Source organism: Pseudomonas sp. LBUM1648 (genome assembly GCF_059716145.1).
Genome location: NZ_CP166808.1, coordinates 3,766,089 through 3,790,330 on the forward strand (window position 1 = coordinate 3,766,089; position 24,242 = coordinate 3,790,330).

General features: G+C 59.4%; 20 protein-coding genes. 15 read left to right on the forward strand and 5 right to left on the reverse strand.

The genetic code is table 11. The features are described 5' to 3' along the window. Positions 1-560: 560 nt before the first annotated feature. From ACA043_RS17090 to yecR, 3 genes are all read left to right on the forward strand, one after another. Positions 561-1,208: a hypothetical protein gene (locus ACA043_RS17090; RefSeq protein WP_497657494.1), complete on the forward strand. Its 648-nt coding sequence runs from the start codon at positions 561-563 to the stop codon at positions 1,206-1,208. 194 nt (positions 1,209-1,402) lie between these two features. Then, the gene (locus tag ACA043_RS17095; RefSeq protein ID WP_497657495.1) at positions 1,403-1,717 is read left to right on the forward strand and encodes a hypothetical protein; all 315 of its coding nucleotides are present in this window, start codon (positions 1,403-1,405) and stop codon (positions 1,715-1,717) included. Between the two features lie 33 nt (positions 1,718-1,750). Next, the gene (gene yecR / locus ACA043_RS17100; protein ID WP_187678647.1) at positions 1,751-2,059 is read left to right on the forward strand and encodes a YecR family lipoprotein; all 309 of its coding nucleotides are present in this window, start codon (positions 1,751-1,753) and stop codon (positions 2,057-2,059) included. Position 2,060: 1 nt separating this feature from the next. Here yecR and ACA043_RS17105 read toward each other — a convergent pair whose 3' ends face one another. Beyond that, positions 2,061-3,686, reverse strand: coding sequence for an ATP-binding response regulator (locus ACA043_RS17105; protein WP_497657496.1), 1,626 nt, complete (start codon positions 3,684-3,686; stop codon positions 2,061-2,063). A gap of 113 nt (positions 3,687-3,799) precedes the next feature. On the opposite strand from ACA043_RS17105, the gene ACA043_RS17110 reads away from it, so the two are divergent. Continuing rightward, positions 3,800-4,408, forward strand: coding sequence for a LuxR C-terminal-related transcriptional regulator (locus ACA043_RS17110; protein ID WP_497657497.1), 609 nt, complete (start codon positions 3,800-3,802; stop codon positions 4,406-4,408). A 135-nt stretch (positions 4,409-4,543) separates the two neighbouring features. On the opposite strand, the gene ppk2 is transcribed toward ACA043_RS17110, so the two are convergent. Continuing rightward, positions 4,544-5,377 (reverse strand): polyphosphate kinase 2, encoded by an 834-nt coding sequence (gene ppk2, locus ACA043_RS17115; protein WP_187678649.1) that lies wholly within the window; start codon positions 5,375-5,377, stop codon positions 4,544-4,546. A gap of 93 nt (positions 5,378-5,470) precedes the next feature. Continuing rightward, complete coding sequence (locus ACA043_RS17120; protein WP_497657498.1) at positions 5,471-6,469, reverse strand: bile acid:sodium symporter family protein; 999 nt, start codon at positions 6,467-6,469, stop codon at positions 5,471-5,473. Between the two features lie 84 nt (positions 6,470-6,553). On the opposite strand from ACA043_RS17120, the gene ACA043_RS17125 reads away from it, so the two are divergent. Next, complete coding sequence (locus tag ACA043_RS17125; RefSeq protein ID WP_187678651.1) at positions 6,554-7,342, forward strand: AraC family transcriptional regulator; 789 nt, start codon at positions 6,554-6,556, stop codon at positions 7,340-7,342. Between the two features lie 172 nt (positions 7,343-7,514). After that, complete coding sequence (locus ACA043_RS17130; protein WP_187678652.1) at positions 7,515-8,495, forward strand: TerC family protein; 981 nt, start codon at positions 7,515-7,517, stop codon at positions 8,493-8,495. 36 nt (positions 8,496-8,531) lie between these two features. Here the strand turns inward: ACA043_RS17130 and rnhA are convergent, their stop codons facing one another. Together rnhA and ACA043_RS17140 are read right to left on the reverse strand one after the other, a co-directional pair. Beyond that, positions 8,532-8,993, reverse strand: coding sequence for a ribonuclease HI (rnhA, locus tag ACA043_RS17135; protein ID WP_187678653.1), 462 nt, complete (start codon positions 8,991-8,993; stop codon positions 8,532-8,534). A gap of 92 nt (positions 8,994-9,085) precedes the next feature. After that, entirely contained in the window at positions 9,086-9,844 is a 759-nt protein-coding gene (locus ACA043_RS17140) for a class I SAM-dependent methyltransferase (RefSeq protein WP_187678654.1), read from the reverse strand. Positions 9,845-9,910: 66 nt separating this feature from the next. On the opposite strand from ACA043_RS17140, the gene gloB reads away from it, so the two are divergent. From gloB to ACA043_RS17185, 9 genes are all read left to right on the forward strand, one after another. Beyond that, on the forward strand, positions 9,911-10,678 hold the full coding sequence (gloB, locus tag ACA043_RS17145; protein WP_497657499.1) for a hydroxyacylglutathione hydrolase: 768 nt from the start codon (positions 9,911-9,913) through the stop codon (positions 10,676-10,678). 99 nt (positions 10,679-10,777) lie between these two features. After that, the gene (locus ACA043_RS17150; RefSeq protein ID WP_497657500.1) at positions 10,778-12,241 is read left to right on the forward strand and encodes a LysM peptidoglycan-binding domain-containing protein; all 1,464 of its coding nucleotides are present in this window, start codon (positions 10,778-10,780) and stop codon (positions 12,239-12,241) included. Positions 12,242-12,443: 202 nt separating this feature from the next. Then, positions 12,444-14,276, forward strand: a complete 1,833-nt coding sequence (locus ACA043_RS17155; protein WP_305438356.1) for an extracellular solute-binding protein — start codon at positions 12,444-12,446, stop codon at positions 14,274-14,276. After that, entirely contained in the window at positions 14,273-16,114 is a 1,842-nt protein-coding gene (locus tag ACA043_RS17160; RefSeq protein ID WP_489881234.1) for an extracellular solute-binding protein, read from the forward strand. Before ACA043_RS17155 ends, ACA043_RS17160 begins: the two co-directional genes overlap by 4 nt. Positions 16,115-16,118: 4 nt before the next feature. Continuing rightward, a complete protein-coding gene (locus ACA043_RS17165) occupies positions 16,119-17,192 on the forward strand; it encodes a microcin C ABC transporter permease YejB (RefSeq protein WP_095190979.1) in 1,074 nt (357 codons plus the stop codon). A gap of 1 nt (position 17,193) precedes the next feature. Beyond that, positions 17,194-18,213 carry an ABC transporter permease gene (locus ACA043_RS17170; RefSeq protein WP_497657501.1) on the forward strand — a complete coding sequence of 340 codons (1,020 nt, stop codon included), beginning with the start codon at positions 17,194-17,196 and terminating at the stop codon, positions 18,211-18,213. A gap of 1 nt (position 18,214) precedes the next feature. Next, positions 18,215-19,825 carry an ABC transporter ATP-binding protein gene (locus ACA043_RS17175; protein ID WP_187678660.1) on the forward strand — a complete coding sequence of 537 codons (1,611 nt, stop codon included), beginning with the start codon at positions 18,215-18,217 and terminating at the stop codon, positions 19,823-19,825. 19 nt (positions 19,826-19,844) lie between these two features. After that, entirely contained in the window at positions 19,845-20,639 is a 795-nt protein-coding gene (fabI, locus tag ACA043_RS17180; RefSeq protein ID WP_095059904.1) for an enoyl-ACP reductase FabI, read from the forward strand. A 206-nt stretch (positions 20,640-20,845) separates the two neighbouring features. Beyond that, positions 20,846-24,232, forward strand: coding sequence for a hypothetical protein (locus tag ACA043_RS17185; protein WP_497657502.1), 3,387 nt, complete (start codon positions 20,846-20,848; stop codon positions 24,230-24,232). Positions 24,233-24,242 lie beyond the last annotated feature (10 nt).

A 24,242-nucleotide genomic window follows, 5' to 3' on the forward strand; every position in this document is an offset into this window, starting at 1 on the left:
AGAACGACAAAGCCCGCACGATGCGGGCTTTGGTGTTCGAGTAGGCGGCCAGCGCTGGTCTCTGGCTTACAAGGTTTATCAGGCTTCTCACAGTACCGGGCTAATTTGAAAAAGTAGTGCCTCGGCTGCTTCACACGGCGTAAGGGCTGGATCTCAGCGCGGAGATCTTTCTAACCGTGTACCCTTCGGAACGCGCCCCGCGCCCCCTTGCTATCCGATTGCGCATCAGTCTGCGTCTTCACCTACATCTTTGAGCCTAGCAAACGCACGGAAAACCGGGTCGGCGTTTTTAGACTGATTTCCTTCTTGCCCCTGCCTGCAAGGAAGTGAAACGACTATCGCCCATATCCTTGTCATCCCGCAGGAAGGGCAGCGAATGCCGATCTATACTTCTCCAGTTGCGTTTCCAAGTGCGATCGAAATCATCGACACCCGTGCGCCAGTCGGTGCACCCGTGCCAATTGCCAAACAGCTTGACCCGAGTCAGTGAGTCGAACGCCAAAAATCTAACGGCGGGCATTGCTCAATTGCGGTGTGGCTGATGGGTCGTGGAGAAGATCATGAAACACAAGCTTTTGTCAGGCGTTGTATTAGCGGTAGCGACTACGATTGCGGCGCCCGGGATCTGGGCAGCACAGCCGCAAGCAGTGGCTGCGGATGGGTCGGATCGTGTCGGCGCCGGAGCTGTTGCGGCGGACGGCGCTGACCGTGTCGGCGCCGGGGCTGTTGCGGCGGACGGCGCTGACCGTATCGGTGCCGGGGCTGTTGCGGCGGACGGCGCTGACCGTGTCGGTGCCGGGGCTGTTGCGGCGGACGGCGCTGATCGGGTCGGCGCCGGGGCTGTTGCGGCGGACGGCGCTGATCGGGTCGGTGCCGGGGCTGTCGCGGCGGATGGCGCTGACCGTGTCGGTGCCGGGGCTGTTGCGGCGGACGGCGCTGACCGTGTCGGCGCCGGGGCTGTTGCGGCGGATGGCGCTGACCGTGTCGGCGCCGGGGCTGTTGCGGCGGACGGCGCTGACCGTGTCGGCGCCGGGGCTGTTGCGGCGGATGGCGCTGACCGTGTCGGTGCGGGTGCGGTTGCGTCTGATGGCGCTGATCGAGTCGGCGCCAATCGCCTCGCCTATTCCCGCGTGGGTGTCGGCTCGGATCGAGTCGCCTCAGCATTGATGACGGGCAGTTATTCCGACCAGTTCAACAGCCCTCAATAAATTCTCCCTCGACCCAACGGTCGGCTCCGATGAGCCGTCCGTTCGGCGCCGCACTAGCACATTTGTGCTAATCGACCGCTCTGCCGCCCGGCGCTATATTCCCCCGCAACCCCCAATGTTCCTAAACACTGCCGCTTGGCGGTGCTCAGGATCGTTGTGCTCGGAAATCAGAACAACACCAAGGAAGAAACACCATGAAACTGCATGCACACCTCAGCAAAATCGTCGCCGTCGGTGCCCTGCTCCTGGGCACCACCGGTTGCCAGAACATGAAACCCACCGAAGCCAGCATGAAAGAGCGCGCCCAGACCGTCATCGGTAAACCGGTCTCGAAAATCGACAACATCCGTAACGACAGCACCCTCACCTACTACACCGCCCACACCCCGGCCGGTGAATACAACTGCCAGTTGCCCAGCGGCGCAATCATCGCCGTGGCGAGCATGGGCATCATGAAGCCACCGCTGTCATGCCTGCCGAAAGGTGCCTCGCCGCTTCCATTTCAATAATGCCTCTTCCTCGGTAAAGGACTACGTTCCGTCATGAAAACCCTGATCGCAACTCTCACCCTCGCCTCCCTTTTTTTGACCGGCTGCGCCACACCAAAACAATGGGAAGCCACTGGCGGCAGCAAGAACGATGGTGTCGTCCAGGTCTCCTACGAGCTGGGCCAGTTCGAAAGCGGCCAGACCAGCGCCGAACAAGGCCTGACCGTCGCAGCACAGCGCTGCAAGACCTGGGGCTACAAAAACGCCGAGGTCACCGGTTCGGAGAAAAACATCTGCCGCACCATGGGTCAGTACAACTGCCTGCAAACCACCATCACTCAGGATTACCTCTGCAAGCGTTGACTCAAACCTGCTCGACCGGCTCGGTTTGCCGGTCGCGCAGGGCACGCAAGGTCGCGCGCAACTCGACCGGGCGTACCGGTTTGGACAGGATGGCAATTTGGCGGTCGTGCAAGGCCGCCTGTATTTTTTCAATGTCATGCCCGCTGATGATCACTGCCGGCACCACCCAGCCGCGTTGGCGGCGCACCTCGTCAATACACTCGATACCGGTGGCATGGGCGCCAAGATCATAATCGGCAACAATGATGTCGCAATCGGTGGTCAAGTCCTGCCCCGTCAACTCGGCCTGCACCACGCAGCCCCAGCGCTCCAGCAACGCCGATGTCGCCATAAATACGTTGCGATCGTCCTCCACCAGACACACCTTCAGCCCGGTCAACAGGCCGACCTGGCGCGCTTCATCGCGATTGACCGATAGCTGCGACGGCGCAGTCGTGGGCAGCCCCGACATGATGACAGCCGTACCCCGACCGATTCGCGAGCGCAACGCGACATCTAGATCAATCAACTGCCCCAGGCGCTTGACGATCGACAGGCCCAGCCCCACACCTTCGACATCTTTGTCACGCACTTGGCGAACCCGGTAGAACTCCTCGAATACCTTTGGCAAATGCTCTTCGGCAATGCCGCTGCCCTGATCGTAAATCACGATAGCCAGCCCTGCTCCGCGCGTGCGCACACCGATCAGCACCGGCCGCTGCGCACCATATTTGAAACAGTTGGAAAGCACGTTCTGCACCATGGTCGCGAGCAGCGACGGATCGGTTCGAACCCAGTAACGACAGGGTCGCAAGCGCAGTTCCACGCCAGCCCAACGCGCGGCTTCGGCATTCTCGCGGATCAGATCGGCAAGCCACTCGCCCAGATTCAGGGTTTGCAGTTTTGGCAGAATCCGCCCGTTATCGAGGGTGTACAGGTCGAGAATCGAGCGGAACAACTGCGACACGTTCAGCAGCGAACGGTCGATGTTGTCGACCAGCCGCCGCTCCTCATCCCCCAGCCTCGACTCACGCAGGCACGCGGTAAACAGGCCGATGGAGTGAATCGGCTGACGCAAATCATGGCTGGCCTGGGCGAGAAACCGCGACTTCTCCAGATTGGCCGCGACCGCTTCCTCGGAGGCCTTGCGCGTGCGTTCCAGCAGCAGGTGCGCGTAGAACGGGATCACCGTGCTGGTGATCATCAGCATCAACACCATGAACGGTTGCGCCTGCCACACCGGCGTCAGGCGATAAACGCAGAGCAGCGCCAGCAACGCCAACACTGTGGCAATCGCCAGATAGCGCGAGCCGTATCGCATGCCGTTGCCGAGGTTGACCCAGATGATCACCGCATAAAGCGGCAACGCCGCTTCGCCGCCAACCACCAGCCCGAAACAGGTGCCGGTGTAATCGTGAACCATGGCGAAAATCCGTCGTGCCGGGTAATGCCCCGGCCAGCGCACAATCGTCTGACGCAGCACAATCGAAGCCAGCAAAAACAGACAGATATACGTGACCACAGGCAGGTAAGTATCGAAGCGTTGGCCCGGCAAAAAACCCAGTACACCGATATAAACCACGGCAATGCCAGCGATGATAATGCGCAGGTTGGCCTGGTCGAGTTCGGTGTTTTTCTCGAACTTCATCGTTAACGTCCTTGTGCCGCAATCGTCATATTCGGAATGAGCCTACAGGCAATCCAAGCGCCCAATGCTAAGGTGTTTGCCAAGAACAAGCCTGACCCAGGGAGGGTCACGCCATGACATGCCGAATTATCATAGCCGACGATCACCCGATGTTTCGCGAGGCCATGCTGCGCACTGTCCAGCGCCTGCTGCCCGACGCGAGTATCGAAGAGGCTGGCGACCTGGCCAGCGTAATGGCGCTGCTGCCCTGCGGTGGCGAGCCGGACACGCTGATTCTGGATCTGCGCTTTCCCGGACTCACCTGCGTCAGCCAGTTCGCTGAACTGCGCCGACGCCTGCCGCGTACCACCCTGATCGTGGTGTCGATGGTCGATGATGAAACGTTGATCAGTGAAGTCATGGCCGCCGGCATCGACGGTTTCATCGGCAAGAACATTGCCCCGGGCGAGATTGGCCAGGCGATCCTGGCGATTCGTGAAGGCGAAGTGTTGGTGAAATTCGCCCCGTCAGGCCTGTTGCCGCTGGAGACCGGCACTGCCCTCACGCCCCGTCAGCAGGACGTGTTGCGATTGATCGCCCAAGGCAAGACCAACAAGGAAATCGCCCGTGAACTGGATATTTCACCGTTCACGGTGCGGATTCATGTCTCTTCGTTGCTGCGCACGCTGAACGTGCCATCGCGGGCGGCTGCGGCGGTGCGTTATTCCGGGGTGGGTGAATGACCTTTTATCGATTACTGGCGTTTGGCATGGAGTTCGCAATCACGACCTGACAGGAAGTCTCGGCCATAACCGTAGTTTCAAGCGCGCGCAACGGCTGCACCGGACTACCGCTGGAGCAGATGCGCCAGCGCTCCTTCAGAATTTTTCCGGCACACGTTTGAAGGGGTGATCCAGCTCCTGATAGTCACCGGGTTTTTGGCGTTTGGGCAGAATCACGGGCTCACGCTCGACTTCCTTGTACGGGATGCGGCTGAGCAGATCGGTGATGATGTTCAAGCGTGCCCGGCGCTTGTCGTTCGAATCAGCCACTCTCCACGGGGCGTGTTCGGAATCCGTTGCCGCAAACATGGCATCACGAGCCCGTGAATAGTCGTACCAGCGGCTGTAGGACTGGAGGTCCATGGGCGTCAGTTTCCAGATCTTGCGCCCGTCCTGGATACGCGCTTGAAGGCGTCGGGTCTGCTCCTGCTCACTTACCTCCAGCCAGTACTTGAGCAGGATCACGCCGGAATCGACGATGGCACGCTCCACCGCCGGGACAGCATTGAGGAAACCGTCCACCTGCTCTTCACTACAAAATCCCATTACACGTTCGACGCCGGCACGGTTGTACCAACTGCGATCAAAAATCACCACCTCGCCGGCGGCCGGCAAGTGTGGAAGGTACCGTTGAATATACATCTGACTTTTTTCGCGATCAGTCGGTGCCGGCAGCGCTACGACACGGAAGACCCGCGGACTGACACGTTCGGTCAGCGCCTTGATCGTACCGCCCTTGCCTGCACCATCGCGACCCTCAAAAACGATGCAAATCTTGATGCCCTTGGCCTTGACCCATTCCTGAAGCTTGACCACCTCGATATGCAGGCGGCGCAACTGCTCGAGATAATCCTTGTTTTTCAGCTTTGCCGGTGCAATGGCGCGGTGTTTGGCGGTTTTTTTCTTGTCCTTGTCTTTTACCTTTGCCATAACCCAACACCTCATTTAATCGTCGGTAGCTGAACAGCGTAGGTGCAGAGGCGGTTTTAGGCCAATGACGCCGCTCTTCTCGCCCTCTACGACCTATGGGTCTACCTGCGCCATCAGTTCCGGCACCGATTCCTTCCGTTTGGCATAACGCTGCGCCAGCACCGCACAGACCATCAGTTGAATCTGGTGGAACAGCATCAGCGGCAAAATCAGCACGCCGATGGTACTGCCGGCAAACAACACCTGAGCCATCGGCACGCCGGTGGCCAGGCTCTTTTTCGAGCCGCAGAACAGGATGGTGATGCGGTCTTCCTGGCTGAAGCCAAACGCCTTGCCCAACAGCGTCGATGCCACCAGCACCAGTGCCAGCAAGATGCAGCAGACCAGCACCAGGCCCAACAGATCAACGACTGGAATCTGACGCCAGATACCCTCGTTGACCGCCTCGCTGAACGCACCGTAGACCACCAGCAGAATCGAGCCCTGATCGACAAACTTCAGCCAATTCTTGTTACGCCCCACCCACGCGCCAATCCAGCGACGGGCGATTTGACCGGCAATGAATGGCAGCAGCAGTTGCATGCTGATTTTCAGGATCGCATCGAGGGTCGAACCGCCGTCGCCATGCACATTGAGCAGCAGTGTCACCAGTAACGGCGTCAGGAAAATCCCGAACAGGCTGGACGCCGCCGCGCTGCAAATTGCAGCCGGAATATTGCCCCGCGCCAGCGAAGTGAAGGCAATTGCTGACTGCACAGTGGCCGGCAATGCACAGAGGTAAAGCATGCCCATGTACAACTGGTCGCCGATCAATGGCGACAGCAGCGGTTTCAGCGCCAGCCCCAATAGCGGGAAAAGGACAAAAGTCAGGCCGAACACCAACAGGTGCAGGCGCCAATGGCCGGCACCGGCGATGATCGATTCCCGCGACAGTTTGGCGCCGTGCAGGAAAAACAGCAGCGCGATGGCAATGTTGGTCAGCCAGCCGAAGCCGACCGCGACCTGACCGCTGGCGGGCAGGAAGCTGGCTAGCAGCACGACGCCTATCAGCGTCAGGGTGAAATTGTCGGGGAGGAATCTTGGGCGCGTCATGATGTGTTTATCCGGGGGTTGCCAGTGCGTGACGACGACTCTAACGTGACAGCCAATTACCGACTAACGCCGAAGAGCCTTCAGATGCCGCCTAAAGGACATGACAAAAGTATCCGGCGCAGTATTCCCGGGCTGCCAAGCCTGCCACGCCCGCTTTACGGACGCACCGAATCGCTGCCCAATCGCGCACTGACCCGGCGCCACAGTCATCCTTGGGTGCAGCTCTCCTACGCAATTCAGGGTGTGCTTGAGGTGCAGACCAGCGCCGGGCGGTTCGTTGCGCCGCCGGAGCGCGCGGTGTGGATTCCGGCCGGCGTACCGCATCGGGTATTCAGCTCGCCACATACCGAGATGCGCAGCCTGTACATCGATTGCAGCGTCGTCGGTTGGGCGGTTGAGCATTGCCATGTGCTCGGCGTCAGCGATTTGCTCAGGGAACTGATCCGTGCGTTCAGTCAGGTGCCGGTGGAATACGACCAGAACGGCGCGCATGGGCGCCTTGCGCAGGTGATCCTCGATCAACTGGTCGATGCCCCGCACATTGACCTGATGCTGCCGTTGCCGCAGGACCCGCGCTTGCGGCAGATCTACCAAAGCCTGGAGCAACGCCCGGAACAGCAAACCACGCTGAGCCACTGGAGCGAGAAACTCGGCGTCACCGAAAAAACCCTCACGCGTCTGTTTTTGCGCGACACCGGCCTGACCTTCCGCGCCTGGCGCCAGCGCCTGCGCCTGCTCGGCGCCCTGACACCGCTGGAGAAAGGCGAGCGCGTCACGGACGTCGCGCTGGCCTGTGGTTATGACTCGACGTCGGCGTTTATCGCGGCGTTTCGTCAACAGTTTGGTGAAACGCCGGGGGAGTTTTTTCGTTGAGGCGCCAAACATGTTTTCCAGAAAACGAGCAAGCATCGGGTTGCCACTTTACCCTCCGACACTTCGGTTTTATCGAACTCTGACCAAGAAATAAACGATTTTTCTTTGCCACAAACTCGTCGTTAGCATGGCCTCGTCTGACCCTCTTACAACCAAAGACAGGGAGCGTGACATGCCAGCCACGAACATCAATATCGGCGAACCCTGGATGTGGGGTGCCTTCATCGTCTTCGTTCTTGCCATGCTGGCATTGGATTTGTTTGTGTTCGGGGGGCGCAAGGCGCATCGAGTATCCGTTCGCGAAGCCTTGGCCTGGGTCATTGCCTGGTGCTTGTTGGCCCTGTCGTTCGCAGCCCTGCTGTGGTGGTATCTGCACGGCACGTTCGGCGGCGAAATCGCCCGACAGAAAACCCTGGAATTCCTCACCGGTTATCTGATCGAGCAATCGCTGTCGATCGACAACATGTTCATCTTCGTAATGATCTTCAGCTACTTCGCAGTGCCGCCGGAGTTGCAGCGCCGGGTGCTGCTGTACGGTGTGCTTGGGGCAATCGTGATGCGCGCGGTGATGATTTTCGCCGGTGTGTGGCTGGTCTCGCAGTTTGAATGGCTTCTGTATGCCTTCGGCGTGTTCCTGATCATCACCGGGATCAAGATGCTGGTGTTCGCCGATCAGCAGCCGGATCTGGAAAAAAATCCTTTATTACGCTGGGTGCGCGGGCATCTGCGCGTCACCAGCGGTTTTCATGGCGAACGGTTTTTCGTGTTGCAGAACGGCGTACGCTGGGCGACGCCAATGTTCCTGGTGCTGGTGCTGATTGAGGCCAGCGATCTGATGTTTGCGGTCGACAGCATCCCGGCGATCTTCGCCGTCACCACTGACCCGTTTATCGTCTTCACCTCGAACATCTTCGCGATCATGGGCCTGCGCGCGCTGTACTTCCTGCTGGCGGACATGGCCGACCGCTTTCATCTGCTCAAGTACGGTTTGGCGATTGTGCTGGTATTCATTGGTGGCAAGATGACCCTGATGCCGTGGTTTCACATGCCGGTGGAGTGGTCGCTGGCGGTGGTGGGTGGTGTGATCCTGGGGTCGGTGTTGTTGAGTCTGCTGCTGACCAGAGACAAAACGCCGGAGAACCAGTCACCATAAGCACCTGTGCGAGTAAGCCTGCTCATTTCCCGGCAATCAGCTCTGCTTGTAACCGCGCACTTCATCAACGCCACGGTTAGCCAACTGGTCAGCCCGCTCGTTGCCGTGATGGCCAATGTGTCCGCGCACCCACTTCCACGTGACCTTGTGGCGGTTGACCTGCTCATCCAGCTCTTTCCACAGATCAGCGTTCTTCACCGGTTCCTTGGCAGCGGTTTTCCAGCCGCGCTTCTTCCAGTTGGCCATCCACTCGTTGATGCCCTTCATGACGTACTGCGAGTCGGTCACCAGCAGCACTTCACATGGGCGCTTCAGAGCTTCAAGGCCGCGAATGGCGCCGAGCAGTTCCATGCGGTTGTTGGTTGTGTTGGCTTCGCCGCCCCACAACTCCTTCTCAACGCCCTTGCACACCAGCAAAGCACCCCAGCCACCCGGGCCAGGGTTGCCCTTGCAGGCGCCATCGGTGAACAGTTCTACGTTATCGACGCTTTCGCTCATGCCAATCTATCCAGAAAAAATACATGCCTCGCCAATCGCGGATTGACGATGACCGCGGCCGGAGCAGGTCCGGCCACTGTAAAAAAGAAGGTTTACGGTTCGATACGGCGGCGGTTGACCTTGGCCATCGGCAGCGGAATCAGTTTGCCCATCGGCTCGCGACGCTCCTGACGCAGGGGCCGCAGCCCGACCACAATCTTGCGCGCCACCAATAAATAGAAGCCGCCGCCCGACAGTTGCCAGTCACCGGCCTTGCGTTCCCAGCCGGCCAGTCGGGCCTGCCACTTGGGCGAAGCAAGCGGCGGACGATAGCACCCGAAGCGGCGTTTCTCCAGCGCAAAACCCAGCAGATTGAGCCAGTCGGCGACCCGCGACGGCGAGATGCAACGGGCCTGGCGCAACGCATCATGGGCGAATACATGACGCAGGCCCCAGGTGCTCCATGGGTTGATTCCGATGATCAGCAGGTGCCCGCCGGGGCGCACGCTGCTCGCGGCTTCGCGCAACAGACCATGGGGCGACAGGCAGAAATCCAGACCATGCTGCATGACCACCACATCGGCGGCGTGTTCGCTCAATGGCCACGCCTGCTCTTCGCAGACGATCTCGACACCCGGCAGCGGTGCACCGAGCCGCACGTTGCGCTGCACTTGCGGTGCCGACGGCGGGGTGTCGGCCGATGGGCCGTAATGCACGAGATAGCCGCCAAAGAAGCGGCCCAACTCGTCTTCGAGCATGCGCCGCTCTTCATCCAACAGAAATTGCCCGAGCGGGCCCGACAGCCATTCACGGGCGGCGCTGATCAACGCCAGCCAGTCCGGATCAGCCTGAGCGAACGCTTTATCGGTCATGTCATTCTCCAACGCGCCAGGAACTACTAAGATGCGCCAATGTTTTCCGCTTGGCGAATTCCGACGATGATACAGATCAGTGCCCTGCCCGCGTTCACCGACAACTACATCTGGTTGTTACAGGATCACCGTACCCAGCGCTGCGCCGTGGTCGACCCGGGCGATGCCGCACCCGTACAGGCTTGGCTAGCGGCGCATCCAGGCTGGGTGCTGAGCGACATCCTGATCACCCACCATCATCATGACCACGTTGGCGGCGTCGAACGCCTGAAGCAGGACAGCGGCGCGACCGTTTATGGTCCGGCCAGCGAAAACATCCCGGCGCGCGATATTGCCCTCAAGGACAACGACAAGGTCAGCGTGCTCGGCTGGGACTTCGATGTCTATGCCGTGCCCGGTCACACCTTGGGACACATTGCCTATTACCACCACGGCCTGCTGTTCTGCGGCGACACGCTGTTTGCCGCCGGGTGCGGCCGGTTGTTCGAAGGCACCCCGGAGCAGATGCATCATTCGCTCGGCCGTCTCGCCGCCTTGCCAGAAGATACGCTGGTCTACTGCACCCATGAATACACCCTGAGCAATCTGAAGTTTGCCGCAGCGGTCGAGCCGGGCAACCCGGACATTGCCGCCCGTCTGGAAAAAGTCACCCAGCAACGGCAAAACGGTGTCATGACCCTGCCCTCGACCCTGGCCCTGGAAAAGCTTACAAATCCGTTTTTGCGCACCACTGAAACATTAGTTACACAAAAAGTGGACGAACGGGCAGGCGCTCAAAACCGGGCGCCGAGTGAGGTTTTTGCGGCTCTGCGGGCATGGAAAGATACGTTCTAAGTGCCTCGACGCCGGGTCCAAAAATTCTGAATGGTTGACCGCAGGGGGTGCGCTTTCTAGAATCGCCCGACATTTTTGCCCGGAACTTACTTCCAGCCAATGTCGTCATCCATACGTAAGTCCGTCAATTCAGACGCATTGACCCGCTTGGCGCAAGCCATCGCGGTGGCTGTGTCCGCCACGCTGGCGGGCTGTTCCAGCCATGCTCCGCAGACTGAAGCGACGCATACGCCGAACATCGCTGCGCGAGCCAAGCAGAAGCCGATCTGGCTGACCGAGAAGCCCAGCCCACAGGTTCCCCAGGACATCTGGGAACGCATGCGCCAGGGTTTCCAGCTGCAAGAAGGCCTGGGCGTGAACCCGCGTATCGAGCAACAGCGCCTGTGGTTCGCCAGCAATCCCTCTTTTCTCGAGAATGCCGGTGAACGCGGCAGCCTTTACATTCACTACATCGTCGAACGCCTCGAAGAACGCAACATGCCGCTGGAACTGGCCCTGCTGCCAGTGATTGAAAGCGCCTACAACCCAATGGCCTATTCCCGAGCCAACGCGGTAGGCCTGTGGCAATTCGTTCCGGCCACCGGGCGTTACTTCAACCTGCGCCAGACCCGCTTCTACGATGGCCGGCGCGATATCACCGCTTCGACCACCGCAGCGATGGATTACCTGACCCGCCTGCACGACATGTTCAACGGCGACTGGCTGCTGGCCCTTGCGGCCTACAACGCCGGTGAAGGTACGGTCAGCCGCGCCATCGAGCGCAACGAGAAGCTCGGCCTGCCAACCGACTACTGGAACCTGCCGCTACCGGCGGAAACCCAGGCCTACGTGCCGAAGCTGCTGGCGCTGTCGCAAGTGGTATTGGCGCCGGAAGCCTACGGCGTGAACCTCAACCCGATCGCCAACGAACCGTACTTCCAGGTCGTCGAAATCAACCAGCGTATGGACCTGTCCAAGGTCGCTGCGGTTGCCAACATCGATGAAGACGAACTGTTCCAGCTCAACCCGGCGTTCAAACAGCGCACCACCATCGACGGCCCTCAGCATTTGCTGGTGCCGACGTCCAAGGCGCAACTGCTGACCGCCAGCCTGCAAACCATGCGTCCTGAAGAGTTGATCAGCCCACGCTCGCTGAAACCGGTGTTCGACGGTGCCGATCCAAGCGAAGTGGCACAGCTCAAGCGCGCCTATCGTGTGAAGCGTGGCGACAACCTCGGCTCCATCGCCAAGGCCAACAAGGTCGAAGTGAAGGATCTGCAACGCTGGAACAAACTGAGTGGCAAAAACCTCAAGGTCGGCCAGACGCTGGTGATGCAGGACACCACCAAACGCAGCCCTTCGCGCAACAGTGGCCGGGTCAACACCGTGATCGCGGCCAACAGCAAGACTAAAGGCAAAGCCGACAGCGCGCAGCAGACCCAGTACAAGGTCAAGCGCGGCGACACGCTGTATGTGGTCGCCAAGCGCTTCAACGTTGAGATGCAACATCTCAAACGCTGGAATCCGGGTGCCGGAAAAGCGTTGAAGCCTGGGCAGATGCTCACGGTTTATCAGCCGCACTGAGTAGAAATCAAAAGATCGTCCGATCGCGGCCCGAGCCTTCGGCAGCACCTGCATTGATCCGTGTAGGAGCTGCCGAAGGCTAGGGCCGCGATCGGACGATTTTTTTTGCATTAACACTGCATTAACCGCCTATCTTTTTCCTGTCCATACAAGCTGTTACTGTACGGCCCACAAAGCCCAAGCCGCCTGGATCGGATCTGACTTGAAGCGTCCCCTCCTCCTGTTCCTGATCAGCCTGGCCTTGAGCTCACCCGCAAGCGCGACGATTACCGAAAGTCACGGTTATGCGCAGTTCGGCACGCTCAAGTACCCGGCCAGATTTACCCATTTCGACTGGGTCAACCCGCAAGCGCCCAAGGGCGGTACGTTGCGGGTGATGGCGTTTGGCACCTTCGATACGGTCAATCCGTACACGTTCAAGGGCAGCAGCCCTGTATCCACCGGGAATTTTCTTCAGTACGGCATCAACGAACTGAACGAGCCGCTAATGGTCGGCACCGGCCAGTACTCGCCGTCCGGCGATGAACCGGCCTCCAGTTACGGCTTGATCGCGCAATCGGTGGAGTACAGCGAGGATCGCAGCTGGGTGGTGTTCAATCTGCGCCCTGAAGCACACTTTCACGATGGCACGCCGATCACCGCCTACGACGTGGCGTTCTCCTATCGCCTGCTGCTCAAGGAAGGCCACCCGCTATACCGCACGGCGCTACAGGAAGTGCTGCGGGTCGACATTCTCAACAAACAGCGCATCCGCTTCGTGCTCAAGCGCTCCGGCAATCCCCTGTTGATCCTGCGCCTCGGTGAGTTGCCGGTGCTGGCGCAGCACTATTGGAAGGATCGCGACTTCAAGGCCACGACCTTCGAGCCGCCGCTGGGCAGTGGGCCGTATCGCATTACCTCGGTGACGCCGGGTCGCCAATTGATCTTCGAACGGGTCAAGGACTACTGGGGCAAGGACTTGCCAGTCAATCGCGGCAAGTACAACTTCGATCGCATGGAGGTCGAGTTCTACCGCGACAGCGACGTGGCATTCGAAGCGTTCAAGGCCGGTGAGTTCGACATCTACATTGAGCATCAGGCCAAGAATTGGGCCAACGGCTACAACTTCCCGGCCGTGCGCCGTGGCGAGGTGATCAAAGCGCAGATCCCGCATCAGATTCCGACCCAGAGTCAGGGCCTGTTCATGAACACCCGGCGTGCAACCTTCGCCGACGTCAAAACCCGCGAAGCCCTGGGCCTGATGTTCGATTTCGAGTGGACCAATCGCGCGCTGTTCAGCGACGCCTACAAACGCACCACCAGTTACTACCCCAACAGCGAATTCAGCGCCAGCGGCGTACCGGTCGGACATGAATGGCTGATGCTCAAGCCGTACAAGGACCAATTGCCGGCCAAACTGTTTACCGAACCGTTCACGTTGGCGCAGACCGACGGGCGCGGTATCCCGCGGGAAACCATGCGCAATGCCCTGGCGCTGCTGGCAGAGGCTGGCTGGAAGCTCAACGGTCAGCGCCTGCGCAACGCCGCCGGCCAGCCACTGAGTTTCGAACTGCTGCTGGTCAACCCGAATCTGGAACGTATCCTTCAGCCGTATATCGAGAACCTCAAGAGTATCGGCATCGACGCCCGCCTGCGCACGGTAGACCGCGCACAGTACAAACAACGTCTGGACCAGTTCGATTTCGACATGATCCTGATGACGCTCAACCAGACACTCAGCCCGGGCCTTGAGCAATGGCAGTACTTCCATTCCAGTCAGGTCGGGGTCAAGGGCAGCAAGAATTACGCTGGCATCGCCAACCCGGTGGTCGATCACCTGCTTGAACAATTGCTCGCCGCGCAAACCCGCGATGAGCAGGTCGCCGCCGGCAAGGCACTCGACCGCGTGCTGCTCTGGCAGCACTACATCATTCCCAACTGGTACATCAATTATCACCGTCTGGCCTACCGCAACCGGTTGGCCTTCGTCACTACGCCGCCCTATACCCTGGGCCTGAGTGCGTGGTGGCTGAAGTCTTCGGAGAAAGATCAATGAAGCCTATCCGCGCCCTGCTCCTGCAGGCCAGCGGCATGCTGTTCGCCGGGCTGGCCTTGGCCGCCCCGCAACACGCCGTGACCCTGTACAACGAGCCGCCGAAATACCCGGCCGATTTCAAGCATTTCGATTACGTGAACCCCGACGCGCCCAAGGGCGGGATCTTTCGCCAGGCCGGGTTCGGCGGGTTCGACAGCCTCAACCCGTTCATCAGCAAAGGCGTACCGGCCGATGACATCGGACAGATCTACGACACCCTGACCAAGCACAGTCTCGACGAGCCCTTTACCGAATACGGCTTGATCGCCGGCAAGATCGAAAAGGCCCCGGACAACAGCTGGGTACGGTTTTACCTGCGACCCGAAGCACGCTTCAACGATGGTCACCCGGTGCGCGCCGACGATGTGGTGTTCAGCTTCCAGACCCTGACCAAGGAAGGCTCACCGCTGTTTCGCGGCTACTACAACGACGTCGCCGAAGTTGTCGCTGAAGACCCGCTCAAGGTACTGTTCAAGTTCAAGCACACCAACAACCGCGAACTGCCGCTGATCCTGGGTCAACTGCCCGTGTTGCCAAAACACTGGTGGGCCGATCGTGACTTCAGCAAGGGCAATCTGGAAATTCCGCTGGGCAGCGGCCCGTACAAAGTCACCGAAGTGAAGGCTGGCCGCTCGGTGCGCTACGAGCGAGTCAAGGACTACTGGGGCAAGGATCTGCCGGTCAATCGCGGGTTCTACAACTTCGACACGATGACCACCGATTACTACCGTGACAACACTGTCGCGCTGGAAGCGCTGAAAGCCGGACAGTTCGACTACTGGCTGGAAATGACCGCCAAGAACTGGGCCAACGCCTACAACGTCCCGGCGGTGACTGAAGGTCGCCTGATCAAGGAATTGATCCCCAACAGCAACCCGACTGGCATGCAGGGTTTTGTCTTCAACCTGCGCCGCCCGGTGTTCCAGGATGTCCGAGTACGTCAGGCGCTGGGCCTGCTGTTCGATTTCGAATGGACCAACAAGCAGTTGTTCAACGGCGCGTATACACGCACGCGCAGCTACTTCGAGAACTCGGAAATGGCCGCCACCGGATTGCCCGACGCTGACCAGGTGGCGATCCTCGACCCGTTCCGCAGCAAACTGCCAGCGCAGGTATTCAGCGAAGCCTTCGAGAACCCGAAGACCGACGCCAGCGGCATGATCCGTACCCAACAACGTGAGGCCTACCAACTGCTGCAAGAGGCTGGCTGGAAGATCGTCGACGACAAAATGGTCGACGCCACCGGCAAACCGGTGGTCATTGAGTTCCTGCTGGCGCAGACCGATTTTGAACGCGTGCTGTTGCCGCTCAAGCGCAACCTCAGCGACCTTGGCATCGAACTGGTGATCCGCCGCGTCGACGTCTCGCAGTACATCAACCGCGTGCGTTCGCGGGATTTCGACATGATGGTCGGCAGCTTTGCGCAGTCCAATTCGCCGGGTAACGAACAGCGCGAATACTGGATGAGCGCCGCCGCCGACAAACCGAGCAGTCGCAACACCATGGGTCTGAAAGATCCGATCGTCGATCAACTGGTCGAGAACCTGATCAACGCCGACTCGCGCAAAAGCCTGGTGGCCCACGCCCGTGCGCTGGACCGCGTGTTGCAGTGGGGCTATTACGTGATCCCCAACTGGCACATCAAGACCTGGCGCGTGGCGTACTGGAACCACATCGGTCACCCGAAAGTCTCCCCCAAGTACGACATCGGTACGAATACCTGGTGGATCAAGCCCGATGCCAAACCGGCAATAGAAGTCGAAACCAAACTGCAAGCCGACCCTGCGGGCACGGAGTAATCAGATGCTGGCGTATATATTTCGGCGACTGCTGCTGATCATCCCGACCCTGTTCGGCATTCTGCTGATCAACTTCGTGATCATCCAGGCTGCGCCTGGTGGCCCGGTAGAGCAGATGATTGCCAAGCTGGAAGGCTTCGAAGGCGCCACAAGTCGCATCGCGGGCGGCGGTGCCGAAGTCTCGGTGGCCGGTTCCTCTTATCGCGGCGCGCAAGGGCTGGACCCGGCGCTGATCAAGGAAATCGAGCACATGTACGGGTTCGATAAATCGGCCCCGGAACGTCTGTGGATCATGGTCAAGAACTACGCCTCGCTGGACTTCGGCGACAGTTTTTTCCGCGACGCCAAGGTCATCGACCTGATCAAGGAAAAGATGCCGGTGTCGATCTCGCTGGGCTTGTGGAGCACGCTGATCATGTACCTGGTGTCGATCCCGCTGGGGATCGCCAAGGCCACACGACACGGCAGCCATTTCGACGTCTGGACCAGTTCGGCAATCATTGTCGGCTATGCGATCCCGGCGTTTCTCTTTGCGATTCTGCTGATCGTGGTGTTTGCCGGCGGCAGTTATCTGGACTGGTTCCCGCTAAGGGGCCTGACCTCGAACAACTTTGATGAGTTAAGCCTCGGCGGCAAGATCCTCGATTACTTCTGGCACTTGGCACTGCCAGTGACCGCACTGGTGATCGGCAACTTCGCGACCATGACCCTGCTGACCAAAAACAGCTTCCTCGACGAGATCAACAAACAGTACGTGGTCACCGCCAAGGCCAAGGGCCTGACCCGCCATCGCGTGCTCTACGGTCACGTGTTCCGCAACGCCATGTTGCTGGTGATTGCCGGTTTCCCGTCGGCGTTCATTGGCATCTTTTTCACCGGCTCGTTGCTGGTCGAAGTGATCTTCTCCCTCGACGGCCTGGGCCTGATGAGTTTCGAAGCGGCGATCAACCGCGATTACCCGGTGGTGTTCGGCACCCTGTTCATCTTCACCCTGCTCGGGCTGGTGGTGAAACTGATCGGCGACCTCACCTACACCCTGGTCGATCCGCGCATCGACTTCGAAAGCCGGGAGCATTGAGATGAACCTGTCCCCTCTCAACCGCCGCCGCTTCGAACTGTTCAAGGCCAACAAGCGTGGCTGGTGGTCGCTGTGGCTGTTTCTGATCCTGTTCGGCCTGAGCCTGGGCGCCGAGCTGATCGCCAACGACAAGCCGCTGGTGGTGCACTACGACAACAGCTGGTACTTCCCGGCGGTCAAGCGCTACCCGGAAACCTCTTTCGGCGGCGAATTCCCGCTGGAAGCCAACTACAAGAGCCCGTACATCCGTGAACTGCTCAAGGCCAAGGATGCGTGGGTGTTGTGGGCGCCGATCCCCTACAGCTATCAAAGCATCAATTACGACCTGAAAGTCCCGGCCCCTGCCCCGCCCTCGGCGGACAACTGGCTGGGCACTGACGATCAGGGCCGCGATGTGTTGGCGCGGGTGATTTACGGTTTCCGCATTTCGGTGCTGTTTGCCCTGACGCTGACCGTGCTGAGTTCGATCATCGGCGTGATTGCCGGGGCCTTGCAGGGTTTCTACGGCGGCTGGGTCGATCTGGCCGGTCAGCGGTTTCTGGAGATCTGGTCGGGTTTACCGGTGCTGTACCTGCTGATAATTCTCGCCAGTTTCGTCCAGCCGAATTTCTGGTGGCTGCTGGGGATCATGCTGCTGTTCTCGTGGATGAGCCTGGTCGACGTGGTGCGCGCCGAGTTCCTGCGTGGCCGCAACCTTGAATATGTGCGAGCTGCACGGGCGCTGGGCATGCAGAATGGCGCAATCATGTTCCGCCACATCCTGCCCAACGCCATGGTCTCGACCATGACCTTCATGCCGTTCATCCTCACCGGCGCCATCGGCACCCTCACCGCTTTGGACTTCCTCGGTTTCGGCTTGCCGGCCGGCAGTCCGTCGCTGGGTGAACTGGTCGCGCAGGGCAAATCCAACCTGCAAGCGCCGTGGCTGGGCATGAGCGCGTTCGCTGTGCTCGCGCTGATGTTGAGCTTGCTGGTGTTTATCGGCGAGTCCGCTCGCGATGCCTTCGACCCGAGGAAGTGAAATGAATCAGGACAATCTGATCGAAGTGCGCGACCTCGCCGTCGAATTCGGCTTTGGCGAGCGCATACACCGGGTGGTCGAGGGCGTCAGCTTCGATATCAAGCGCGGCGAGACCCTGGCCTTGGTCGGTGAATCCGGCTCGGGCAAATCGGTGACGGCGCACTCGATCCTGCGCCTGCTGCCCTACCCTTTGGCGCGGCATCCGGCCGGCAGCATCAACTACTCCGGGCAAAACCTGCTGGGCCTGAGCGAAAAGACCATCCGCCACATCCGTGGCAACCGTATCGCGATGATCTTTCAGGAGCCGATGACCTCGCTCAACCCGCTGCACTCGATCGAGAAGCAGATCAACGAGGTGTTGGGCATCCACAAGGGCCTGACCGGCAAAGTCGCGACCAAACGCACGCTGGAACTGCTGGAGATGGTCGGCATCCCCGAGCCGCACAAGCGCCTCAAGGCCCTGCCCCACGAGTTGTCCGGCGGCCAACGGCAACGGGTGATGATCGCCATGGCCCTGGCCAATGAGCCGGAACTGCTGATTGCCGACGAACCGACCACCGCACTGGACGTGACCGTTCAGCTGAAAATCCTCGATTTACTCAAGGAACTTCAGGCTCGATTGGGCATGTCACTGCTACTGATCAGTCACGATTTGAACCTGGTGCGAAGAATTGCGCATCGCGTATGTGTCATGCAGCGCGGTTGCATCGTCGAACAGGCATCGTGCGAAGAGCTGTTCCGTTCGCCGCAGCATCCGTACACTCGGGAATTGCTCGGCGCGGAGCCCAGCGGAGGCCCGGCGACCAATAAAATCGGGGCGCCGCTGCTTGAGGTCGAGGACCTGAAAGTCTGGTTCCCGATCAAGAAAGGCCTGCTCAAGCGCACGGTGGATCACGTCAAGGCAGTGGACGGCATCAATTTCAGCCTGCCTCAGGGTCAGACCCTGGGGATTGTGGGGGAAAGTGGTTCCGGCAAATCCACGCTGGGTCTGGCGATTTTGCGGCTGATCGGCAGCAAAGGCGCCATCCGCTTTGAAGGCAAGCAGCTAGACTGCCTGACGCAGAACGAGGTGCGCCCGTTGCGTCGGGAGATGCAGGTGGTGTTTCAGGACCCGTTTGGCAGCCTGAGCCCGCGGATGTGCGTGAGCGACATCGTTGGCGAAGGCCTGCGGATTCACAAGATGGGCACCGCCGCCGAGCAGGAAGCGGCGATTATTGCGGCATTGAAGGAGGTAGGTCTGGATCCGGAAACCCGGCACCGCTACCCCCACGAATTTTCCGGTGGGCAACGGCAACGAATCGCCATTGCCCGGGCTTTGGTGCTCAAGCCGGCGCTGATCCTGCTGGACGAGCCGACTTCGGCGCTCGACCGGACGGTGCAGCGGCAAGTGGTGGAGCTGTTGCGTTCACTGCAAGCCAAGTACAACCTGACGTATTTGTTTATCAGCCATGACCTGGCTGTTGTTAAAGCGCTGAGCCACCAGTTGATGGTGGTAAAGCATGGCCAAGTGGTCGAACAGGGAGACGCGCAAAGTATCTTTGCCGCCCCCCAACATCCGTATACACAGCAGTTGCTGGAAGCCGCTTTTTTGGCACCAGCCACTGCGCAATAACCTGAAAGAGGAGCAACACATGGGTTTTCTCGCCGGTAAGCGCGTACTGATCGTCGGTGTCGCCAGCAAGCTGTCCATCGCATCCGGCATCGCTGCCGCCATGCATCGCGAGGGCGCTGAGCTTGCCTTCACTTATCAGAACGACAAACTCAAAGGTCGTGTCGAAGAGTTCGCACAAGGCTGGGGTTCGAGCCCTGAGCTGTGCTTCCCGTGCGACGTGGCCAGCGATGAAGAAATCGCCAAGGTCTTCGAAGAGTTGAGCAAGAAGTGGGACGGCCTGGACTGCATCGTCCACTCCGTCGGCTTCGCCCCGGGCGACCAACTGGACGGCGACTTCACCGAAGCCACCACCCGTGACGGTTTCCGCATCGCTCACGACATCAGCGCCTACAGCTTCGTGGCCCTGGCCAAAGCTGGCCGCGAAATGATGAAAGGCCGCAACGGCAGCCTGCTGACCCTGTCGTACCTGGGCGCCGAGCGCACCATGCCGAACTACAACGTCATGGGCATGGCCAAGGCTTCGCTGGAAGCCGGCGTGCGTTACCTGGCCGGCTCCCTGGGCCCGGACGGCACCCGCGTCAACTGCGTATCGGCTGGCCCGATCCGTACTCTGGCAGCCTCGGGCATCAAGAACTTCCGCAAGATGCTGGCCGCCAACGAAGCGCAAACCCCACTGCGCCGCAACGTCACCATCGACGAAGTCGGCAACGCCGGCGCCTTCCTGTGCTCCGACCTGGCGTCGGGCATCAGCGGTGAAATCATGTACGTGGACGGCGGCTTCAACACCACCGCCATGGGCAACATCGAAGAGTGATCTTCGGTTAGCCGATAGAAAACCCGCCGATTCAGGCGGGTTTTTTTTGCTCGCAAAAAACTCATTACTCAACGCATACATATGTACCGCCAGCCGCTTTCCTTGCCGCTCGACAATCCACTCCAGCAAGTCTTTTTGCTGCTTACTGGAGAACACCCATGCCCCCTCAGCCAGCCCTTGCACCTGACGAAAAGCACGAACCTGCCATGGTTCAGATCGTGATCAAAGAGCTCTCGGCGCTCCCGACCGCAACGCCGGAGGTCGCACTCGCGCGAACCCTCGATATCCCTCGCAACAGCCTGCTGCGTGAATGGATGGAGCTCTACTGGGTCAGCCTTGATCGCTCGAGCTTTCTCGATTGGGCCAGCACGTTCGACATCGACCTGGACACCCTCAGCCTCAAAGGTGACACGCTGCACGCCTCGACCCTCAAGGACGGCGTCCTCACCACGCGCACGTTCACCCAGCAAGATGACTCCCTGTGGTGGAAAGTCGCGTTTCCGCCCTTGTCCATCGCCCGCAAAATCGACCCCGCAGGACTGGGTCTACCCTCCGTCGGCGGCAAATCCGCCAACCCGCTTTGCCTGATTCCCCGGGCGCTCGTGCTGGCGTTTTACGGTTATCCCGAGCCGGAAAACCGTATGCAGGCTCAGGTGATCATCGATGAGCTAAAAGCCAGCGGATTCGCGCCGATCGCAAGCGACGCGCACACGACGTCGGCAGTGGTTGCCGAGCGCAACGCGCAAACGGCCGACTACCAGGTTCTGGCTACCGCGCTCGAGCAGTCGATCAATACCCTCAGACAGAACCAGCCCTTGCAGTTGGACCTTACACTCGTACGTCTGCGTCACGGATCCTGGCTGACCACCCTCATGCACCGTGGGACGACGGCCATGATGGCACTGGTTCACAATGAGGCGTTTCTGACCTTGGCCGCAGATGCCACGCCCTTCGTGACCTGCCGTTACTCATTGAAGGAGCAGATCTTTTCGTTCACTTGCAACGATGGTTCGATCATTGAACACCCACAAAGTCTGTTCGATGACGGTCTGCCAGACGACTCATTGGCTGAGCTGATAAGCGCAGCAGGAAAACTGGGTTGCGTCATCGCCAGCGATGAGTTTTTCAACCTCGATCAACTTCTTGAGTGTTATGGGTTTGAGATACCCGCCACCCTCGACGCCGCCCGCGACTTGCTCACTCGACTGCGACAGCACAAATGGCCGCCCCTGCCCTACGTCAGTGAACACATCCAGACGCGCAAGCTCATCCAACGTTACAAGCGTGCTTTTGCAAATGTTGAGGACTTTCGCAATATCCATTTGCTCCTTGAAGTACTGGCCTGGAACAAGGAGGCAGGTGCCGAAATCGACCTCTACTACCTCAGTGCGCCAGACCCGGAATCCGCATTGGGCGAAAAGACAGTGACGGGCAAACAACGATTGCTGAGTTTCAGAGATAGCAGCGAATTTCAGCGGCTCTTGAAGGCTAACCAACTGCCCGCCGACAGCCCGCTGCTTCTGAACCGTTCAGGTCATGTCGGCACACCAGGGAAGAAAAAGAACTGGGAGGACCTGACGACGCAGGTAGAACAAAACAGCACGCTCAAAACCAAACGCGATGAACTTCGGCTGTTGGCCGACAAGGCCGGCGGCGCCTTGCGTACCAACGGACTGGTGACACTCAAGCAAATGATGGGTTTCTACGAAATCCCGCTGCCTGCAAACGCGCAAGTCGCCGGGATCATCGCGCAGTGGATGAAACCCTACCAGTTGCTCCCCCCAGGCTTTACGAATCACTGGTACATGCTCGGCTCCCCCGGTAGCGGCTCGCCGGGCCTCACCGCCGAGCGACGCAAGTTGATCATCGACGCCAGCGCAGCATTCCTGGCGCACACTTGCGTTGCATTGATCGATTATCTGAGCGAAGGCGTGGTACCTGATCTGAGCGCCACAGTGCTGCAAGCCAAAGCCGATTCGCTGCTCAGCCAGATACTGATTTCGCCACGTGCGCATCAATTGGGCAATCGTCTGCTGGAAAAGCTTGATCCTGAAAAATGGAAGAGAATGGAAGACATAGCCACCAATCGTGAGTATCTGTTACTGACTGCCTTGATCCTCAGTCTCGATCCTCTGGCAGGCCAGCAGCCAGGCAAGGTGATCGATCAGCCGCTCAATGACAGCTTTTTTTGGGGTGAGTCGTACAAGGATGTCCGACGCTTTATCGATGGGCAATTCGCGCTGCATCGCATCAAGCAGAAAACCCTGGCGACACATCTACTGCTCTCAGGTATCGCTCCGGAATTTCTAGTCCGCGGCATCCCCGCTTCACTCGCCTACATGACCGCGCACTCATGGGTGAAGCTCAAACAAGTGGTGCTCTTCATCGAAAACCACGCCCCCGGCATGACCCGTTTGATGAGTTACAACGAAATCATGACACTGTCCGCCCTGCCCATGATTCCCCACCTGCAGGAGTTCCGCTCGAAGAAAGCACCCGTCTCTCTGGTAGCCGGTTGGGCCATTGCCAGAGGCGTGATTCAACGCGACTCGGTCCAGACGGATGCGCTCTATGATGCCGCCACACTCAATGCAGCCGACAATGCGTTTGTCCTGCATGGACAGAGGATGTTCACCCATACCGAGCTGGCCTTTCGCGCACCCTTCGCAACACCGTACACCGTTGCCCTGCAAGATCTGCGCAAGGTGTTTCCTGACGCGTTGTACCTGGAAGAAAGGTGCCTGATATGGCTGCCCAAATGCAGGAAAGAGTCAGCCACACCGACCGCGCCTGACGCGGCGCCGACCGAAAAGTATTCGCTGGTCGAGTTGCACATGGCGCAGAAGCTGACCACTGAATGGAGCAATTGGAGCTCGACACTCCCGCAAGTGCAGCTATCGCTGCTGGCACCGTCGTTTGACCAGCTCACATCGGTTGCCGGCGCGTTCCTAGTGCAGCTCAAAAGCCGACTGGAACGAATGAAGGATGCCTACGTGGCCCTGATCAAGGAATCGTTCTGTGAATTACCGCTTCAGCAACGACTCGATCTGGAGACCGGCCCACTGGGATTCTTCGCCCTGCATCCGGTAACAGCACAACCCCCGGGCCAGGCTGTCGCAGATAAGCAGAATCCGGCGGCTGGATTGTTTGCCATGATCGTCTCCTGCCAAAGTGAGCTGCCACGAATTTACGAGATATTCATTCGAGAGCGAGCCGTTCATCTACGTCAGGACATCAACTATTCCACGCTGGTGTCGGCATCCGCGAAAACGACCAGCACAAGCCTGCCATTCGACGCAGAGACGTACCTGCAAGGCGCAACGGCAAGAAGCCCAGGCACCTGTCGTGGCCAGATCAAAAGAATCGAAATCGAGCAAGAACAGTTGGCAGTTGGCGCCTATCAACAAATCCCCGCAACATTCACGTCATCAAGAATCCAGACGATTGCCAGCACAGCAGTAGAACGCCTGTTCGCCGTTCAACAGGCCTCGGCCCTGGAACGGGCCAACCGTGCGATCGAGCTCCAAGAAGCTGAAGGTATTCATCAGGCCTGGATGGCGTTTTTTCAATCCATCCAGGCATCGACCGTTTGACTTTGAACCA

Coding starts and splice junctions, on each gene's coding strand:
- rnhA (WP_187678653.1), bottom strand. CDS start 8,993: ATGAGCGAAAGCGTCGATAACGTAGAACTGTTCACCGATGGCGCCTGC.
- ACA043_RS17150 (WP_497657500.1), top strand. CDS start 10,778: ATGTCGTCATCCATACGTAAGTCCGTCAATTCAGACGCATTGACCCGC.
- ACA043_RS17140 (WP_187678654.1), bottom strand. CDS start 9,844: ATGACCGATAAAGCGTTCGCTCAGGCTGATCCGGACTGGCTGGCGTTG.
- ACA043_RS17090 (WP_497657494.1), top strand. CDS start 561: ATGAAACACAAGCTTTTGTCAGGCGTTGTATTAGCGGTAGCGACTACG.
- ACA043_RS17105 (WP_497657496.1), bottom strand. CDS start 3,686: ATGAAGTTCGAGAAAAACACCGAACTCGACCAGGCCAACCTGCGCATT.
- ACA043_RS17185 (WP_497657502.1), top strand. CDS start 20,846: ATGGTTCAGATCGTGATCAAAGAGCTCTCGGCGCTCCCGACCGCAACG.
- fabI (WP_095059904.1), top strand. CDS start 19,845: ATGGGTTTTCTCGCCGGTAAGCGCGTACTGATCGTCGGTGTCGCCAGC.
- ACA043_RS17110 (WP_497657497.1), top strand. CDS start 3,800: ATGACATGCCGAATTATCATAGCCGACGATCACCCGATGTTTCGCGAG.
- ACA043_RS17175 (WP_187678660.1), top strand. CDS start 18,215: ATGAATCAGGACAATCTGATCGAAGTGCGCGACCTCGCCGTCGAATTC.
- ACA043_RS17130 (WP_187678652.1), top strand. CDS start 7,515: ATGCCAGCCACGAACATCAATATCGGCGAACCCTGGATGTGGGGTGCC.
- ppk2 (WP_187678649.1), bottom strand. CDS start 5,377: ATGGCAAAGGTAAAAGACAAGGACAAGAAAAAAACCGCCAAACACCGC.
- yecR (WP_187678647.1), top strand. CDS start 1,751: ATGAAAACCCTGATCGCAACTCTCACCCTCGCCTCCCTTTTTTTGACC.
- ACA043_RS17165 (WP_095190979.1), top strand. CDS start 16,119: ATGCTGGCGTATATATTTCGGCGACTGCTGCTGATCATCCCGACCCTG.
- ACA043_RS17095 (WP_497657495.1), top strand. CDS start 1,403: ATGAAACTGCATGCACACCTCAGCAAAATCGTCGCCGTCGGTGCCCTG.
- ACA043_RS17160 (WP_489881234.1), top strand. CDS start 14,273: ATGAAGCCTATCCGCGCCCTGCTCCTGCAGGCCAGCGGCATGCTGTTC.
- ACA043_RS17125 (WP_187678651.1), top strand. CDS start 6,554: ATGCCGCCTAAAGGACATGACAAAAGTATCCGGCGCAGTATTCCCGGG.
- ACA043_RS17170 (WP_497657501.1), top strand. CDS start 17,194: ATGAACCTGTCCCCTCTCAACCGCCGCCGCTTCGAACTGTTCAAGGCC.
- gloB (WP_497657499.1), top strand. CDS start 9,911: ATGATACAGATCAGTGCCCTGCCCGCGTTCACCGACAACTACATCTGG.
- ACA043_RS17120 (WP_497657498.1), bottom strand. CDS start 6,469: ATGACGCGCCCAAGATTCCTCCCCGACAATTTCACCCTGACGCTGATA.